Raw genomic sequence first — 15646 nt, forward strand, 5'->3', positions numbered from 1 at the left:
TTTCCGGGCTTTGAAGGTCTGGCTCCCAAACTGGTGCACAGGATGCGAATTTGAATATTGGGTTGGGCCTCGCCCTATCCCGCTTGCATGGCATAAATTTTTCAGAATGGAGCCGAAGCAATGTTTCTTCTGTCAGAAATCAATGTTCCTCGCCGCTATGGGATGACGCTCAAACTTTCTTGCCTCTGTTTGGTTTTGTCCGGGTCTGTGGCGGTTGCCGACGATCCTATGGCATCGAACAATGGCCTCTATCCGCAACCTGCGGAGTACAACGGGCCTTTTTTGGTAGCCAATCTCAATTACCCCGCCGCGCCGGTCACCCCGGGCTGGATGTTGGGCGGCGGTGTGGGCAAGCTGACCACCCAGAATGCCGCTGCATATGCGCAGGCGGTCAAGACGTATCTTGAGCCGACGCTGCGGACCTTGATCGAAGATCAGGTGTCGTGGGATCCGCGCGCGGCGGGCTGGTACGATCTGGTCTGGTCCGGCGCGGGCGAGCCGGGAAGCTACAATGGCATTGATCCGACATCCGGCCGTGATGCGATCGCAAACACCTACACCGGTCAGATCATGCCAGCGGACACCTTCTTCCCACCTTATACGCCAACCGCCGACGTCCAAAACCACGCGGTGATCTATTATAACGATGTCGCCGCCACCATGTTGGGCGCGATTTGGAAGAACATCTATAAGCCCGACCTCGGCGCGGTCGGCTTTCCTGACGGGTCAATCGTCGTGAAGGCGGAAGCGGTGACGACAACGCCAGCACAATGGGGCGTGATCAAAGGTGCCAGCAGTTGGAGGGTCTTTCGTCCTTCGATCGAAGATCAGCAAGCCAAAACCCAGCCGCTCGTGCCGCAGGTGCTGACGGTCTATCCGATCCAGATAGCGATAAAGATCAAGGATCCAATCGCTGCGCCCAAGACCGAATGGGTATTTCTGGCGTTTGTTTATGACGCAAAAAGCCAAGGTGCGACGCCGTGGGATCGCTTTGTTCCGGTGGGTGCGATGTGGGGCAACGATCCAGAATTTGCGCGCGATCCCAACGGGCTGCCGGCTGGCAAGGTTCTTACCGAATCCTGGATCAATCCCGACCGACCTGCCTTCACCGACAGCAGTCTTGGCTGGGGCGGCCGGCTTGCGGGACCGATGGATGTGGCCACGCGTCACAACGTGTTGACGCCGTCCGGCCGGCGCTACGAAAAGGACGATCATCTGCGCGCCTCGTCGTGCATGAGCTGCCACGGCGTCGCGGAGTTTCCCTTTACATCCAATCTATATCCGTCGCCCAACAAGTCGTTCCCGAGGGATGGCCAACAATTCCTGCTCTATGATCCCGGATCGCAAGACTGGGCGCACTGGTTCCAGTCCGAACCGGGCGACAAACCGATGTCGGGCAACATCGGAGGCCAAGCCTTGGATTATGACATGGCGATCATGTTCGCGCTGTCTGAAAATGCCGAGGCCATCGGTCAGTCTTCGTTCCTTCAGGAGAGGGTGGATGGTCACTGAGGCTGCCTCTGGAGTGTGGACCGCAAGGAATAACCCTCGGGCCGCCGATGCCGAAGGTCAGGCTGCGACTGAATACCGAGGCGTTTCGGTTCTGATGGCCGATCTCGTCGGATCAACAGATCTGATGGAAGATCTCGGAGCCGAAGGTTACGCCGAAATCATCCGGCGCTTTCACGCGATCTGCAACACGGCGGTCCGCAAGCGGGGCGGGGTTGTCGCCCAATACCAGGGCGATGGGATCATCTGCTATTTTGGCTTTCCGCATTCGTCCGAAGACGATGCCGTGCGTGCCATAGAAGCGGCGCTTGGCATCATGGACGGCCTGCGTGCGGTCAGCGGAAGCACGCCATTCGCGGCGCGGATCGGCATCTCATCCGGTTCGGTTATGATCCGTTCGGATGGCGACGAGTTCGGCGCGAACGCGGTGGGTTCCGCGATCAACCGTGCCGCCCGCCTCGAGTCGCTTGCCGAAAAAGACACGATCCTGATCTGCCATGACACCCAGCGGCTCGTTGGGTCGATGTTCAATCTGAAGGATCTTGGGCCGAGGCGACTGAAGGGGTTTCGTTTCGACGAGAACATTTTCCTTGTGACGGGCACGCGGCGGGGCGTTGCAACGCGCTTTGAGGCACTCCGAGGCCGTGTAACGGGCGCTATGGTGGGGCGGGATGTCGAGCTCGGTAGGTTGAACGAGATTTTTGAGGCTTGCCGTGCGGGTTCGGGTAGGACCGTGATCCTGAGCGCGGACGCGGGGATCGGCAAATCGCGGCTGGTCCAAGCCTTTCTGCACGGCCTGACGCCGGACCGGGCGACGACTTTTGCCCTGCAATGTTCCCCGGAAAACTCAAGCACGCCACTGCACCCGGTCAGCCGCTATATCGAATGGATAGCGGGTGCGAGCCACTCCGATAGCGATGCAAGCCGTCACAATAAAATCAAGCGCCTGTTCCAAAAAGTTTGGCAGACCGACGTTGCAAACACCGACTTGCTGCTTGATCTGCTGTCGCCGCTCGGTGCAGAGGCCGAGATGGATCCGACCGAGTCAATCCCGCTGCGCAGGCGGCGGGCGTTAACGCTGCTGGCGGAGAAGTTCTTTGGCTCGGTTGCCGGGCGCGGCACACTGGTGCTGGTGCTTGAAGATGTCCATTGGATCGACCCCACCTCTGCCGCCTTTATCGAGATTGTCACCGCCAAAGCCGCGTCGAGCCGGGCGATGGTTCTGCTGACCACCCGTCGCGAGCCGCCCTACGGGTCCGGAGTGGACGGTGCCGAGCTGATCGAGATCAGCCGACTGAACGATGCCGACAGCCAGCGGCTTGCGCGCCAGATCCTTGCGGGGGCCAGTCTGTCAGCAGACCATTTGCAGCAGATCACCGAAAAGGGCGAAGGCGTTCCGTTGTTTCTTGAAGAATATGCCGACATGCTGCGCGAGGCCAAGTCGAGCAGTCTCACCGGCGACAAGGTGCCGCTGACGTTGGCGGGGCTGGTGCAAAGCAAGCTCGACCGCTTGGACCCCAATACCCGGATGTTTGCTCAGGCAGGCTCGGCGCTGGGCCGCAGGTTCAGCCCCGATCTGGTCGAACGGGCGCTCGGTCTGACGCCGATGGCGGTTGGCGACTGTATCGCCGCCTTGGAAGCCATGCGCCTTGGGTTTCGACAGGGCACAGTGCCTGAAGACAACAGCATTGTCTTTTCGCACGCGCTGGTTCGCGATGCGATCTATGGCAGCCTGTCGGGCGACGGCAAAAAGCGGCTGCACAACGCCATTGCCGGGGTTTTCCTCGTGATGGGGATCGAGTCGAAAGTCGGCGAGCAGGTGATGGCCTATCACCTGAAACACGCTGGCCGCTACGAAGAGGCCGTGACGTATTACTTGCGTGCCGGCATCAAGGCCGCCGGACGTGGCGCGGCGTTCGAGGCGCTCGCGCATCTAGAAGCTGGCCTGTCGTGTATCCAGTTTCTTCCGACCGGCCCCGAGCGTGACCTGCGCGAGCTTCAGCTTTTATCGGTGCGCGGCCCGACGCAAATGGTGACCCGCGGTCCCGGCAACCCCGAGTTCGGCGCAACCCAAGCCCGCGCGATGCAACTCGTCGATATTCTTGGCCTGCATGAAGACATGGTTCCGGTCATTTACAACACTGCACTGCATGCGTGGGCGGTCGCAGATCTTGACCGGGCGCTGCGCATTGCCGACGCCATCGCGATGATCGAAGCTAAGGCTCCTTCCGATGCGTCGTATCTAGCCGCCAACACGATGCAGGGCTTGATCGCGTGGCATCAGGGGCGCAACATCGTCGCGGCTGAATGGTTGGGCAACACGGTCGCACGGCACGACCCCCGGCTGCACCACGACCTCTATGCCAAGTTTCTCAAAGAGTTCGGCGTGTTCAGCCTGTTTTACCTTGGGCTTACCCAATCCGTCATGGGCAACTTCGCCAAGGCTAAAGAACATGCCGATCACGCCTTCGCTTTGGCCGAAACGATGGGATTTCCGCACGCCCATGGCTTCGGCCTGCTTGCCCGCTTCACCACCGCCATGATGCGCGGCGACATCGACGCGGCCGACAAGATCAGCGACGAGAGCTTTGCGTTCGCCGCGCTTCAGGGCTTTCCCGAATTTCTGGCGATGTCGCAGTTCTGCCAAGGCTGGACCAAGGCGCGGCGCGGCGAACTGGAAGGTGGCGTTGCACAGATGCGCGAAGGGCTCAATTTGTGGGCGATGACCGGTTTCACCTGCTGGCAGGCGCTTTTTGCCGGATATCTTTCGCGTGATATGATCGCCCTAGGGCATTTGCCCGAAGCCGAGGCGCTGATCGCGCATTACATCGCCCTGATTGACCGCACCGGCGAAAACCAGCACCGCGCGCTTTTGTTGCTGGCGACAGCCGAACTGCAAGAAGCCCGTGGCCAGACGGCAGCCGCCGCTATCACAGCCAGCAAGGCGCGGGAGGTCGCGCGCAGTCAATCAGCCAAGCTCTGGCTTTCCATGCTGAATGAACGCTTTCAGGAGTGACCCCGATGCCCCGCAATATCAACGACACCGAGCTTGGCCTGTTGCGCGCCGCATCAGATAACACCGGCTACACCCTGATGATTGCGGCTGGGCTTGATACGGCGCATCAACGCATCGCTTCTGCCGACACCTATATCGACGCCCAAAGCCCCTTTGACCGCCACGCCCGTATCGGCATTCCGCAGGGGGCGGCGACGGTCGATCAAACCCTGTTCCTCGCCTATCTCGGCACGCAGATTTTAGCGTGGAGCGATGATGAGACGCAGAAACTGACCAAGATCACCGCCAATCTACGGCTGATCTTCGACTCGATGTCGCTGCATCTGCCCGAACGCATCTATCTGGTGAAATCGACCGGCCGCGAAGAAGCCGCTGCAGCTTATACCCGGCACCTCGACACCATCGTGCTGCCCGCAAACATGGTGGCATCGCTTTACGCCACGCCGCCGGGCGGCGACCCGCTGCATCCAGGCCAGTCAACCGAATACTTGGCCGGGGTGGTGACCCACGAACTCTTTCACCTTCTGTCCAAGAACAATCCGGCATGGCGCGCGCAACTCTACGGCTACGTCGGCTACCGCATCCTCGAAAACAGCGTCACCCTCCCGGATACCAAAGGCCCGAACGGTTTTTCGCTCTGCGATCTGAAGATCACCAACCCCGACGCGCCGCTCTTGAACGTCGCCGTTGATCTGATCCCGCCGGGTGAAACCGACCCCTGCCCGATGGTACCAGTGCTGGCGTCTTCGCAACCCTACGCAACCGGCGAGTTCTTTGACACGCTAAACTGGTTTTTCTTGGCCGTCGAACGCGAGGCAGGCGAATGGAAAGCAAGGCGGCACGATGCGATGCCCGCCTTCAATCCGTCAGACCCGACCGACCCGATGCTGACGCAATATCTTGCCAAGATCGGGCGCAATTTTACCGGCGAACTGTTCCATCCTGACGAAGTTTTGGCGCAGAACTTCGTCATCGCCGCAGCCGAACCCAGTCTCGATCTCCTCAAGCAAATCCGCTTAGCCATCTGGCCGAACACATGAATCTCAAGGTCGCCGCACCTTAACCAAGCGCATTCATTGACACGTCGATGCGATGGTGAGCCTCGGTTGGGTCAGCCTTTGCGGGTGACAAAACGGGTTTCGATATAGGCTTCGATGGCTTCCGAGCCGCCCTCGGTGCCATAGCCCGAGTCTTTGACGCCGCCGAACGGCACCTCAGCCAAGGCGAGCCCCAGATGGTTGATCGACAGCATACCAACCTCAACCTCATTGCCCAACCGCGTGGCTGTTTCGCCGCTGCGGGTGAAGGCATAGGCCGAAAGCCCGAACGGCAGCCGGTTGGCCTCTGCAATGATGGCGTCCATATCGGCATAACGATTGATCACCGCCACCGGGCCGAACGGCTCCTCGTTCATGATCCGCGCGGTGATGGGTACATCGGCGAGCACGGTGGGCTCAAAGAACCAACCTTCGTTGCCAATGCGCCGCCCGCCGGTCATCAGTCTTGCGCCTTTTTCCACCGCATCGGCCACCAGAGCCTCTAGCGCGGGGATGCGACGATCATTGGCCAGTGGCCCCATCTGGGTCTGCGGGTCCATGCCGTTGCCGACCACCACGGCCTTAGCGCCTAGGGTAAAGCGGTCAATAAACGTATCGGCTACAGGGTTCTGCACCAGATAGCGGGTAGGCGAGACGCAGACTTGCCCGGCGTTGCGGAACTTGTGCGTGACCATCAGATCAAGCGCCAAATCCAGATCGGCATCTGCGGCGACGATCACCGGCGCGTGGCCGCCAAGCTCCATCGTTGATCGTTTCATATGCAGCGATGCCAGAGCCGCGAGCTGTTTGCCAACCGGGGTGGAGCCCGTAAAACTGATCTTGCGGATCACCGGATGCGGAATGAGATAGGCGGAAATCTCGGATGGCACCCCGTAGATTAAGTTCACCACCCCTGCCGGGATACCTGCATCGGCAAAGGCGCGGATCAGCTCGGCTGGCGAGGCCGGAGTTTCTTCGGGGGCTTTAACGATGATCGAACACCCTGCAGCGACCGCAGCCGACAGCTTGCGAACCACCTGATTGATCGGGAAGTTCCACGGTGTAAAGGCCGCAACCGGGCCCACCGGCAGCTTCAGCGTCATCTGCAAAACACCGGGCGCGCGGGCGGGAATGGTTTGGCCATAGGTGCGCTGCGCTTCTCCGGCGAACCAGTCAATGATATCAGCGCCAGCAAGCGTCTCCATCCGCGACTGCAAAAGCGGCTTGCCCTGCTCCAGCGTCATCATCTCGGCAATCGTATCGCTGCGCTCGCGGATCAGATCAGCAGCGCGGCGCATCAACCTTGCGCGCTCGTAAGCAGAGGTGTTGCGCCAGATTTGAAATCCCTTCTCGGCCGCCGCCAGTGCTGCGTCAAGATCGGGCGTTTCGGCCCATGCAACCGTACCGATCTCCAAACCCGTTGCGGGGTTCAGAACCGGAATGGTTTTGCCATTGGCGGCTGCGCGCCAAGTGCCATCAATGAAAAGCTGGGTGTTGGGGTAGGTCATCTGGGTCATTCCCATTTTTGGAGTTTGGGGGTGGCGTGCGTGCAAAAATATCGGCCCGCCCAAGTGGCGTGGAAAGCCTTAACCATGCGCGGTCCGGCACATCATAAAGGCGAGATCGCCAAGCGCAATCGCGCCCAAGCATACCTCACGGGCTTGCGCCAACCGTCATAGTTTGCCGTGCCGAGTTGTGTGCCGCGGCGCGTCCCGGATCATCATTCGGCTGATCAAAGGCGCAAGATACCACGCCCGCCCGGATCAAGCCCTCAATCCGGGCCGCATCATAGCCGAGCACATCAGAGAGAACCGCACGGGTATCTTCACCCAAAAGCGGCGGCGCTTTGGGGGTATGGTCTTGCTGCGCCGCCAAACCATGCGCCGAGCGGATCAGCGCGACCGGGCCAAGCGTCGGATGGTCTAACCGCTGGATCACGCCGCGCTCGGTTACGCTGGGGCTTTGCAGCGCCTCTGCCACGGTCTTGACCCGACCTGCCGGAACGCTGGCCCGATTGCACGCCGCCAACCAATCCTCGCACGTGCGGTGACGGATAATCTCGGCGATAATCGGCAGCAACTCGTCGCGGTGCAGCGCGCGCTGGTGCGAACTGACAAAGCGCGGGTCGGCGCCAAGTGCCGGACGCTCGATCACCTGTTCGCAAAAATCGACGAACATGCGGTCATTGCCCACGGCCAGCGCAAAGATGCCGTCCTGCGTGTCAAAAATCTGGTACGGCACCACGGTCGGATGCGCATTGCCATAGCGAACCGGCTCGACCCCGGCGTTCAGGTAACCCGTGCCGACATTGATCAGCATATTCAGCGCCGAATCCAGCAAAGCCACGTCGATGTATTGCCCCAGTCCGGTATCGCGGCGCTGATAAAGCGCGGCCAAGATCGACTGGGTTGCGATCATCCCTGCCACCACGTCGGTGAACGCCACGCCCAGCCGGTTCGGCGGGCCATCCTTTTCGCCAGTAATCGACATCAGCCCGCTTTCGGCCTGCATAATAAAGTCATACCCCGGGCGATCACGTTCCGGTCCAGTTTGGCCATACCCCGAAATCGAGCAATAGATGATGCCGGGGTTAAACTGTCGGATCGCCTCATAGCCCACGCCCAGACGCTCCACGGTGCCCGCCCGAAAATTCTCGACCACGATATCGGCTTTCGCGGCCAGATCGAGCACGATTTTGCGGCCTTCGGCAGCCTTCATGTCCAAGGCAAGACTGTGCTTGCCACGGTTGGCGCAGAGGTAATAAGTGCTGACGCCCTTGTAATTCGGCACCGACCAGGCTCGGGTATCATCACCGCCTTGGATGTTCTCAATCTTCCAGACTTCAGCCCCAAGATCGCCGAGGCTCATTGTGGCCCAAGGTCCGGCGAGTACGCGGGTCAAATCCAGCACTTTCAACCCGGCGAGCGGCAAATTGGACGCGGTCATCAACGGCTCTCCTGAACGGCAACCGAGCCTGACAGCCCGGTTTCGATGGCCTTGGGGTAATGGCAGGCAACGGCATGGTCTGGCCCAAGCAACGCGAGCGGCGGCTCCACCTCGGCACAAAGCGGCTGCGCCATCGGGCAACGTGTCCGAAACCGACAGCCCGACGGCGGGTTCATTGGGCTCGGCACATCGCCTTTCAGCACCATACGGACCCGGCTGCGTTCGCGCACAGGATCAGCCAATGGCACCGCCGACATCAGCGCCTGCGTGTAAGGGTGCATCGGCGCGCGGTAGAGCGTGGATTTCGGTGCAATCTCGACGATCTTGCCCAGATACATCACTGCCACCCGATGCGAGATATGCTGCACCACCGAAAGATCATGCGCGATGAACAGATAAGCAGTTCCCATATCGCGCTGAATATCCTTCAGCAGGTTCAGCACCCCCGCCTGCACCGAGACATCCAGCGCCGACACGGGTTCGTCCAACACCAGCAGATCAGGCTTCAACGCCAGCGCACGCGCAATCACCACGCGCTGCCGCTGCCCGCCTGACATCTCATGCGCATAGCGCTGGCCATGCTCGGGGTTCAGCCGCACCAACTCTAACATCTCGGCCACACGGGCCTTGCGCTGGACCGACGACAGATCGCTGATCCGCAGCGGCTCGGCGATGTTGTCGGCCACCGTCATGCGCGGATGCAGCGAGGCGTAGGGATCTTGAAATACCATCTGCACATGGCGACGGTGCAAGCGCATCTCGGCGCGCGACAAAGCGTTCAGATCCTGCCCGCGAAACAGCGTCTCGCCTGAACTTGGCTCAATCAGTCGCAACAGACAGCGAGCCAGAGTGGATTTGCCACAGCCAGACTCGCCGACAAGACCCAGCGTCTCACCGGCAGGCACGTCAAACGACACCCCCGCCACGGCGTTGACCTGGCCGATATCGCGCTCAATCAGCAGACCGCCCCGCACAGGGAAGCTTTTGACCAGATTGCGAACGGAAAGGATCGGCTGAGAGTTTGTCATCAGACATGCCTCTCTGGCAAATCTGTGAAGTGGCAGGCCGCGATATGGCTGGCGGTACCGCGCATCGGCGGGGCCAGCCTGCGACAGATATCCTGCGCCATAGTGCAGCGCGGATGAAATGCGCAACCGCCGGGCAGTTTGCCAAGCACAGGCGGGGTGCCTTCGATGGAAAACAGCCTGTCACGCTCGACTGCCATGTTTGGGATCGAGGCGATCAACCCGCGCGTATAGGGGTGACTGGGCCGGACAAAAAGATCCTCAACCGAGGCTTGCTCGACAATCTCGCCCGAGTAAACCACCGCCACCCGGTCGGCATGTCCCGCAAGAACCCCCAGATCATGCGTAATCAGCACAAGGCCAAGGTTAAGCCGCTTTTGCAGGTCTGCCAACACCTCCATGATTTGCGCCTGCACCGTTACGTCCAGCGCTGTGGTCGGCTCATCTGCGATCAACAGATCAGGATCATTTGCCACCGCCATCGCGATCATCACCCGCTGCCGCATCCCGCCCGAGAATTCATGTGGATACTGGTGCAGGCGGCGGTCGGGCTGCGGAATGGCCACCAGTGACAGCAATTCCTCTGCTCGCTGCATAGCGGATTTCTTCGTCATGCCATGGTTGTGCAGCAGCAATGCCTCGGCAATCTGCCATCCCACGGTCATCACCGGATTTAGCGATGACAGCGGGTCTTGAAAGATCATCGCAATGCGCGAGCCGCGCAGCTTTTGCAGCTCGCGCCGAGGCATACCCACCAGCTCGCGACCCTTGAACCGCACCGAGCCTGTGACCCGCGCCGTTTCAGCCTGCAAACCAATAGAGGCCAACATTCCTACCGATTTGCCCGAGCCGGACTCGCCGACGATGCCAAGCACCTCGCCATGATTGACCGTCAACGAGATGCCACGCACGGCTTCCGAATATTGGCCGCCATGGCCAAAGGCCACGCGCAAGTTCTGCACGGCGAACAACGGCTGCTCAGTCACTGCGGCGCTCATTTCGACCTCGGATCGAAATAGTCATGCAAGCCGTCTCCGATGAAATTGAAGCCAAGCACGATGGACAAAATCGCAAGGCCCGGCCCAAGCGCCACCCACCAGGAATAGAACTGCGACGCCCCATCCGAGATCATCGAGCCCCATTCGGGCGAGGGCGGCGTGGCCCCTAACCCGATGAAACTAAGCGAGGCCGCCAGCAGAATGACCTGCCCCAGATCCATCGTGGCGCTGATCAAAACCGGGGTCCAGCACAGTGGCAGAATGTGCTTGAACAGCACGCGCGGCGCCGCCGCCCCCGCCGCTACCGCTGCTTCTACATGCTCGCGTTCGCGCACTTCCAGCACCTGCGCGCGCATCAGACGGGCATAAACCGGCCACCACACGATCACCATCGCCACCGTGGCATTGCCCAATCCCGGCCCCAGCGAAGCCGCGACCGCCATCGCCAGCAGCATCGGCGGAAACGACAGCGTCACATCAACCAATCGCATGATCGCCGCGCCTATAAAACCGCCAACAAACCCCGAGACAGCCCCCAAAAGCGCGCCCACCGCCACGGCAATCGTCACCACGATCACCGCGATAGGCAACGAATACCGCGCGCCGTGCAGGGTGCGGCTTAGCACATCGCGCCCCAAAGCGTCGGTGCCAAGCCAATGCTCCCAGCTCGGCTGCTGCAGGCGGCGACCGACCAACTCCAGCGGGTCATACTGGCTTATTGCCGGGGCCAGAACCGTGGCTGCCAACCAGAACAGCACGACAGCGGCACCAATGCCCAGCGGCACCGTCAGCCAGCGCGGACGCTTCATAAAGATATGCGGAACAGTCGTCATGGCCCTACCCCAACCTGACGCGCGGATTGGCCACCACATAAGCGATATCAGTGATCAGATTTGTCACCAAAAACACCACGCCGCCCACAATCGTCACCCCGATAATTGCGGGGAAATCAAGTCCACGCGCGGCATCGACAGCATAAGATCCCATACCGGGCCATGAGAAAATCGTCTCGGTCAAAATCGCTCCTGTCAGCAGATAGGCGAAGGAATACCCAATCACCGTCAGCGTCGGCACCAGCGTGTTACGCAAAGCGTGGCGCACCACGACGCGAAATTCGCCTGCCCCCTTGGCACGTGCGGTCAGGATGAACTCGCGCCCCAGCACCTCCAGCATATTGGCGCGCACCAGTCGCGATATGGTGCCCGCCACCGCCCAACCCAGCACGAACGCCGGAAGAATAAGATGCCAGACCGCATCGACGAACACCCGAAGATCGCCTGCCAGCAAGGCGTCTATCGTCAGCACACCAGTCACCGACGGAGGCAGCTGCATCCGGGCATCCACCCTGCCCGGACCGGGCAACACCCCCCATTTCACCGAAAACACGTAAAGCAACGCCAAACCAAGCCAGAACACCGGCACAGACGAGCCGAACAGCGCAAAAAATCGGGCAAGATGGTCGATGAAGCTGTTGCGATAATAGGCGGCCAACGCGCCCAGCGTGATGCCAATGGTTGTTCCCACCACCATCGCCGCCGTCACCAACTCCATGGTCGCGGGCAAACGATACAAGATATCCTGCGCCACTGGGCGGCGGGTGATGAAAGAAGTTCCCATATCGCCAGTCAGCAGATTGCCCACATAAATCGCATAGCGTTCCGGCAAGCTGCGATCCAACCCCCAGCGCGCCTTCGCTGCGGCAACAGCCTCCGGATCGTTCATCTGCCGGTCCGAAAGGATAGCGGCCAAGGGGTCGCCCTTGGTCACCGTCGTCAACAAAAACGCCAGAGTGACGATTCCAAGCACCAGAAACGGCATCGCGATCAGCCGACGCAGGATGTAACGGGCCATGCTTTGCTTCCCCACAGCTAGATCGCCGCCTTTTTGCGTGACGCTCGGCAGTGCTTTGATCCATATTGACAACAGGGGCGCGCGGCGTCAACATAAATGAAATTAAATTCCATTTACGAAAGATCATCGCATAGCGAAGACGGATCGACCGATAAACGGCGACGAAGGGAAGAACTTTGCGAAAAAGAACCAAGCCGGTAGAGGGCGCAACCAAAACAGATGCCAGCAATTCGGCAGCATCACTGACCCGAGGGCTCGAGATTTTGCGCGCCTTCACCATCGAGGATGCAACACTGGGAAATCAAGAGCTTATCGAGCGGACGGGTCTGCCAAAGGCGACGGTGTCACGCCTGACTTCCACCTTGGTCAGCTTGGGCTACCTGCATTACGATGATGCGCTTGGCCGCTACAGCATCGGTCCTGCGACGGTGTCCTTGGGCTATTCGGCGCTCAGCTCGAACGCGGTGATCCATCTTGCGCGCCCACTGATGCAAAAGTTGGCGGACGAAACCGGCGCCGCTGTGGCTTTGGGCACCCGCGACGGGCTAGAGATGGTGTATCTGGCAAACTGCCGCTCCAACAGTCCGGTGTCGTTGCGGCTGAATGTCGGCTCACGGCTGCCGATCTGGCGCACCGCGATGGGTCTGGCATATTTGGCCGAAATGACGCCGCAGGTTCGCAGCTCCGTCCTGCAACAGCTGGTGCAAAGTGGCCCAGAGGATGCCGAGCGCATTCAAACATCGGTTCAAGATGCGTTGCAGCAGCGCGATGCCAGTGGTTTCGTGGCGGCGTTCGGCGTCTGGTTCAGCTACATCAACGCGGTTGGCGTCGCCTTCAGGCCCACAGATGGATCGCCGCTGATTGCGCTGACCTGCGGCGGCATCGTCGATATTCTGCCACGTGAGCGTTGCCGCAACCTGGTCGGACCCGCACTGGTAAACCTGACCCAGCGCCTGCGCGCGCAGTTGGCAGGCCATGAAACCCCACAATCCACCGCCCTATTGCCGTCCAGCTGGAAGACCACGGCCGAATAGCCACGCATTAAGGAGCCATCATGCCGACACCGGTTATCTATCCGAAAGTCAGTTTGGAAAACGCTGTCGGCAAAGTCTCGCAGTGGCGGGTTACCGAGGGCGAGGTCGTGTGCGCCGGTCAGGTGTTGTTCGAGATTGAGAATGACAAGGCCGCGGTCGAGGTCGAAGCCGCCGCCGATGGCGTGATCCGTCATTTGACCCCGGCGGGTACAGAGGTCGATGTCGGCGCGCAGGTGGCGACGATCTATGCGCCGAGCGAAGCGTTCGGTGATCTGGACACAAAACCGCAACCGGTTGCAACAGCGGCTGCTGCAAAAGCAACGACTGCAACAGTGACGACGTCGGTGGCTCCGCTTGAAAATGCGCAACAAGGACCGCGCCCGACGCCACTGGCGCGGCGTATTGCGCGCGATAAAAGCCTCAGCATCGACGGCCTTGCAGGAACCGGGCCGCGCGGACGGGTGCAAAAGAAAGATGTGCTGGCATATCTGTCGTCTCTGGCCCGCGGTCCCCAAGGCACGTCCCCTGCCCCCCAGCGCAACGCAAATGACACTCTGCACCACGTCTGGTTGCGGCGCGGCAGCGGCGTGCCTGTGGTTTTGTTGCACGGCTTTGCTGGTGATCTGAACAACTGGCGCGGCCTGTTCGCCGGGGCGCGGTTTGAGGGGCCGGTCTTGGCACTGGACCTGCCCGGCCATGGCCAATCACCACTGGATATTCCTGCCGATATGGATGCGCTTGCACTGCTGGTCGAGCAATCCATCGCCGGCTTGGTCGATGGCGCAATCTTGCTCGCGGGACATTCCTTTGGCGCTGCGGTGGCGACCCGGATCGCGGCGCGCGGCAGCCTTGATCTGTGCGGCCTGTGCCTGTTCGCACCCGCTGGCCTTGGCCCCGAGATCAATGCAGCCTTCACCGAAGGCATCCTGCGCGCTGATGTGTCCGATAGTCTGCGACCGTGGCTGAACGAATTGGTGCATGACAGCGCGGTGATTTCCGATGCTTTCTTGCGCGCGGTGGTCGAACAGCGGCGCAATCAGCCGCTGACCGATGCGATGCGCGCCTTTGCCAACCGCTTTTTTCCCGACGGCACGCAAAGCCACTCAATCTTGCAGGATCTCAACAACATCACGCTGCCCACGCGCGTGGTGTTTGGACGAAATGACCGCATTTTGCCTTTCGCGCGCGCAGCCGAGCTTCCGGGCCATGTCGCTTTACATGCGCTCGCCGCCTGCGGGCACATGCCGCATCTGGAACAGCCCGCTCTGGCGCGGCGCATCCTGTCCGAGATGCGGCGCAGCGCCTGAAGCTTTGAGGCACCCAAGCTCAGGCTTTGGGCTGCCTCAGGCTTTGGGCTGCTTGCCGTAAACCGCATATCCAGCATGGACCGCCGCCAGTTCGGCGGAGGTCAACAGCACTGGCGTTCCAGCCGACAGCGCCAGCAGATATTGCCGCGCCAACATGTCCAGCTTTTCGGCGCGTAAAAGCGCGGTTGCCATGTCGGCGGCATGGGTGACAATGCCGTGGTTCGCCATCAAGCAGCCCGAGTAAGTCGTGCCCATTATAGCCACAACAGTATCGGCCAGTGCCTGGCTCCCGAAGGTCGCGTAAAGCGTGCAGGGAATCTCATCACCACCAAAACCCGCAACCATATAGTGAAACGCCGGGATCGGCGCGCGCAGGCAGGAAAGTGCAACGCTTGCGTCTGGATGCGCATGTACCACCGCTTGCGCCTCGGTGGCCTTGTATAAGCCAAGATGGATCGCCCACTCCGAAGATGGCTTCCAGCGACCGGACCATGCGCCTGTCATATCCATGTAGACGATCTGCTCGGTTTGCATATCGTCAGGCGGAACACCCGTCGGCGTGATCAGCATACCCGCGCCAAAGCGCAGGCTCAGATTTCCCGCGGTGCCGCTGTTCAGTCTCAGTGCCACCGTGCGCTGCGACGCTGCAACCAACGCCGCGCGGCTTTCTGCCTCTGTCATGGTATCCTCTCCCTGCCGTCAGGGCTGCATCACGGTGATCGCGCGCAGCAAAATGTCATCAGCGCCAAGTTTGCCGGGCTTCAGGTAAAGCGACAGCTTCGGCGCGGTCTCGGTCACGCAAAAGCCGGTGCCAAGCGGACCTTCCGGCAAAGCCCGCACCCAGCTGATCCCCAGCGCCGCGACCACCGCGCCCGAGGTTTCGCCCCCCGCCACCACCAACCGCCGTACGCCCCGCGCCACCA

The 15646-nt window shown here is 60.8% G+C and carries 13 protein-coding genes; 5 read left to right on the forward strand and 8 right to left on the reverse strand.

The genetic code is table 11. From position 1 onward, the window contains the following. The first annotated feature begins 120 nt into the window (after positions 1-120). The 3 genes from JWS10_RS17460 to JWS10_RS17470 are packed head-to-tail and all read left to right on the forward strand — an operon-like array spanning position 121 to position 5565. On the forward strand, positions 121-1512 hold the full coding sequence (locus JWS10_RS17460; RefSeq protein WP_299509088.1) for a hypothetical protein: 1392 nt from the start codon (positions 121-123) through the stop codon (positions 1510-1512). Beyond that, positions 1502-4525: an adenylate/guanylate cyclase domain-containing protein gene (locus JWS10_RS17465; protein WP_299509089.1), complete on the forward strand. Its 3024-nt coding sequence runs from the start codon at positions 1502-1504 to the stop codon at positions 4523-4525. The genes JWS10_RS17460 and JWS10_RS17465 overlap by 11 nt, the downstream gene beginning before the upstream one ends. 5 nt (positions 4526-4530) lie before the next feature. After that, on the forward strand, positions 4531-5565 hold the full coding sequence (locus JWS10_RS17470) for a hypothetical protein (protein WP_299509090.1): 1035 nt from the start codon (positions 4531-4533) through the stop codon (positions 5563-5565). Between the two features lie 71 nt (positions 5566-5636). Here JWS10_RS17470 and JWS10_RS17475 read toward each other — a convergent pair whose 3' ends face one another. The 6 genes from JWS10_RS17475 to JWS10_RS17500 all read right to left on the reverse strand — a co-directional run bounded on the left by JWS10_RS17475 (position 5637) and on the right by JWS10_RS17500 (position 12382). Continuing rightward, positions 5637-7070 (reverse strand): NAD-dependent succinate-semialdehyde dehydrogenase, encoded by a 1434-nt coding sequence (locus tag JWS10_RS17475; protein ID WP_299509091.1) that lies wholly within the window; start codon positions 7068-7070, stop codon positions 5637-5639. A 145-nt stretch (positions 7071-7215) separates the two neighbouring features. After that, positions 7216-8508, reverse strand: coding sequence for a CaiB/BaiF CoA-transferase family protein (locus JWS10_RS17480; RefSeq protein ID WP_299509092.1), 1293 nt, complete (start codon positions 8506-8508; stop codon positions 7216-7218). Further along, the gene (locus JWS10_RS17485) at positions 8508-9536 is read right to left on the reverse strand and encodes an oligopeptide/dipeptide ABC transporter ATP-binding protein (protein ID WP_299509093.1); all 1029 of its coding nucleotides are present in this window, start codon (positions 9534-9536) and stop codon (positions 8508-8510) included. Before JWS10_RS17485 ends, JWS10_RS17480 begins: the two co-directional genes overlap by 1 nt. Further along, complete coding sequence (locus JWS10_RS17490; protein ID WP_299509094.1) at positions 9536-10531, reverse strand: ABC transporter ATP-binding protein; 996 nt, start codon at positions 10529-10531, stop codon at positions 9536-9538. Before JWS10_RS17490 ends, JWS10_RS17485 begins: the two co-directional genes overlap by 1 nt. Beyond that, positions 10528-11364, reverse strand: a complete 837-nt coding sequence (locus JWS10_RS17495) for an ABC transporter permease (RefSeq protein ID WP_299509095.1) — start codon at positions 11362-11364, stop codon at positions 10528-10530. Before JWS10_RS17495 ends, JWS10_RS17490 begins: the two co-directional genes overlap by 4 nt. Before the next feature lie 4 nt (positions 11365-11368). Then, positions 11369-12382 carry an ABC transporter permease gene (locus JWS10_RS17500; RefSeq protein ID WP_299474398.1) on the reverse strand — a complete coding sequence of 338 codons (1014 nt, stop codon included), beginning with the start codon at positions 12380-12382 and terminating at the stop codon, positions 11369-11371. A gap of 176 nt (positions 12383-12558) precedes the next feature. Here JWS10_RS17500 and JWS10_RS17505 point away from each other — a divergent pair, with 176 nt between their 5' ends. Both JWS10_RS17505 and JWS10_RS17510 read left to right on the forward strand, forming a co-directional pair. After that, positions 12559-13416: an IclR family transcriptional regulator gene (locus tag JWS10_RS17505; protein ID WP_299509096.1), complete on the forward strand. Its 858-nt coding sequence runs from the start codon at positions 12559-12561 to the stop codon at positions 13414-13416. 20 nt (positions 13417-13436) lie between these two features. Then, positions 13437-14723: an acetoin dehydrogenase dihydrolipoyllysine-residue acetyltransferase subunit gene (locus JWS10_RS17510; protein WP_299509097.1), complete on the forward strand. Its 1287-nt coding sequence runs from the start codon at positions 13437-13439 to the stop codon at positions 14721-14723. Between the two features lie 36 nt (positions 14724-14759). Here JWS10_RS17510 and JWS10_RS17515 read toward each other — a convergent pair whose 3' ends face one another. After that, entirely contained in the window at positions 14760-15404 is a 645-nt protein-coding gene (locus JWS10_RS17515) for a class II aldolase/adducin family protein (protein WP_299509098.1), read from the reverse strand. 18 nt (positions 15405-15422) lie between these two features. Further along, positions 15423-15646: nucleotide-binding domain containing protein (locus tag JWS10_RS17520; RefSeq protein ID WP_299509099.1), on the reverse strand; the 224-nt coding region annotated here is incomplete at its 5' end.

This window comes from Cypionkella sp. (assembly GCF_028290025.1).
Taxonomy (GTDB): domain Bacteria; phylum Pseudomonadota; class Alphaproteobacteria; order Rhodobacterales; family Rhodobacteraceae; genus Cypionkella.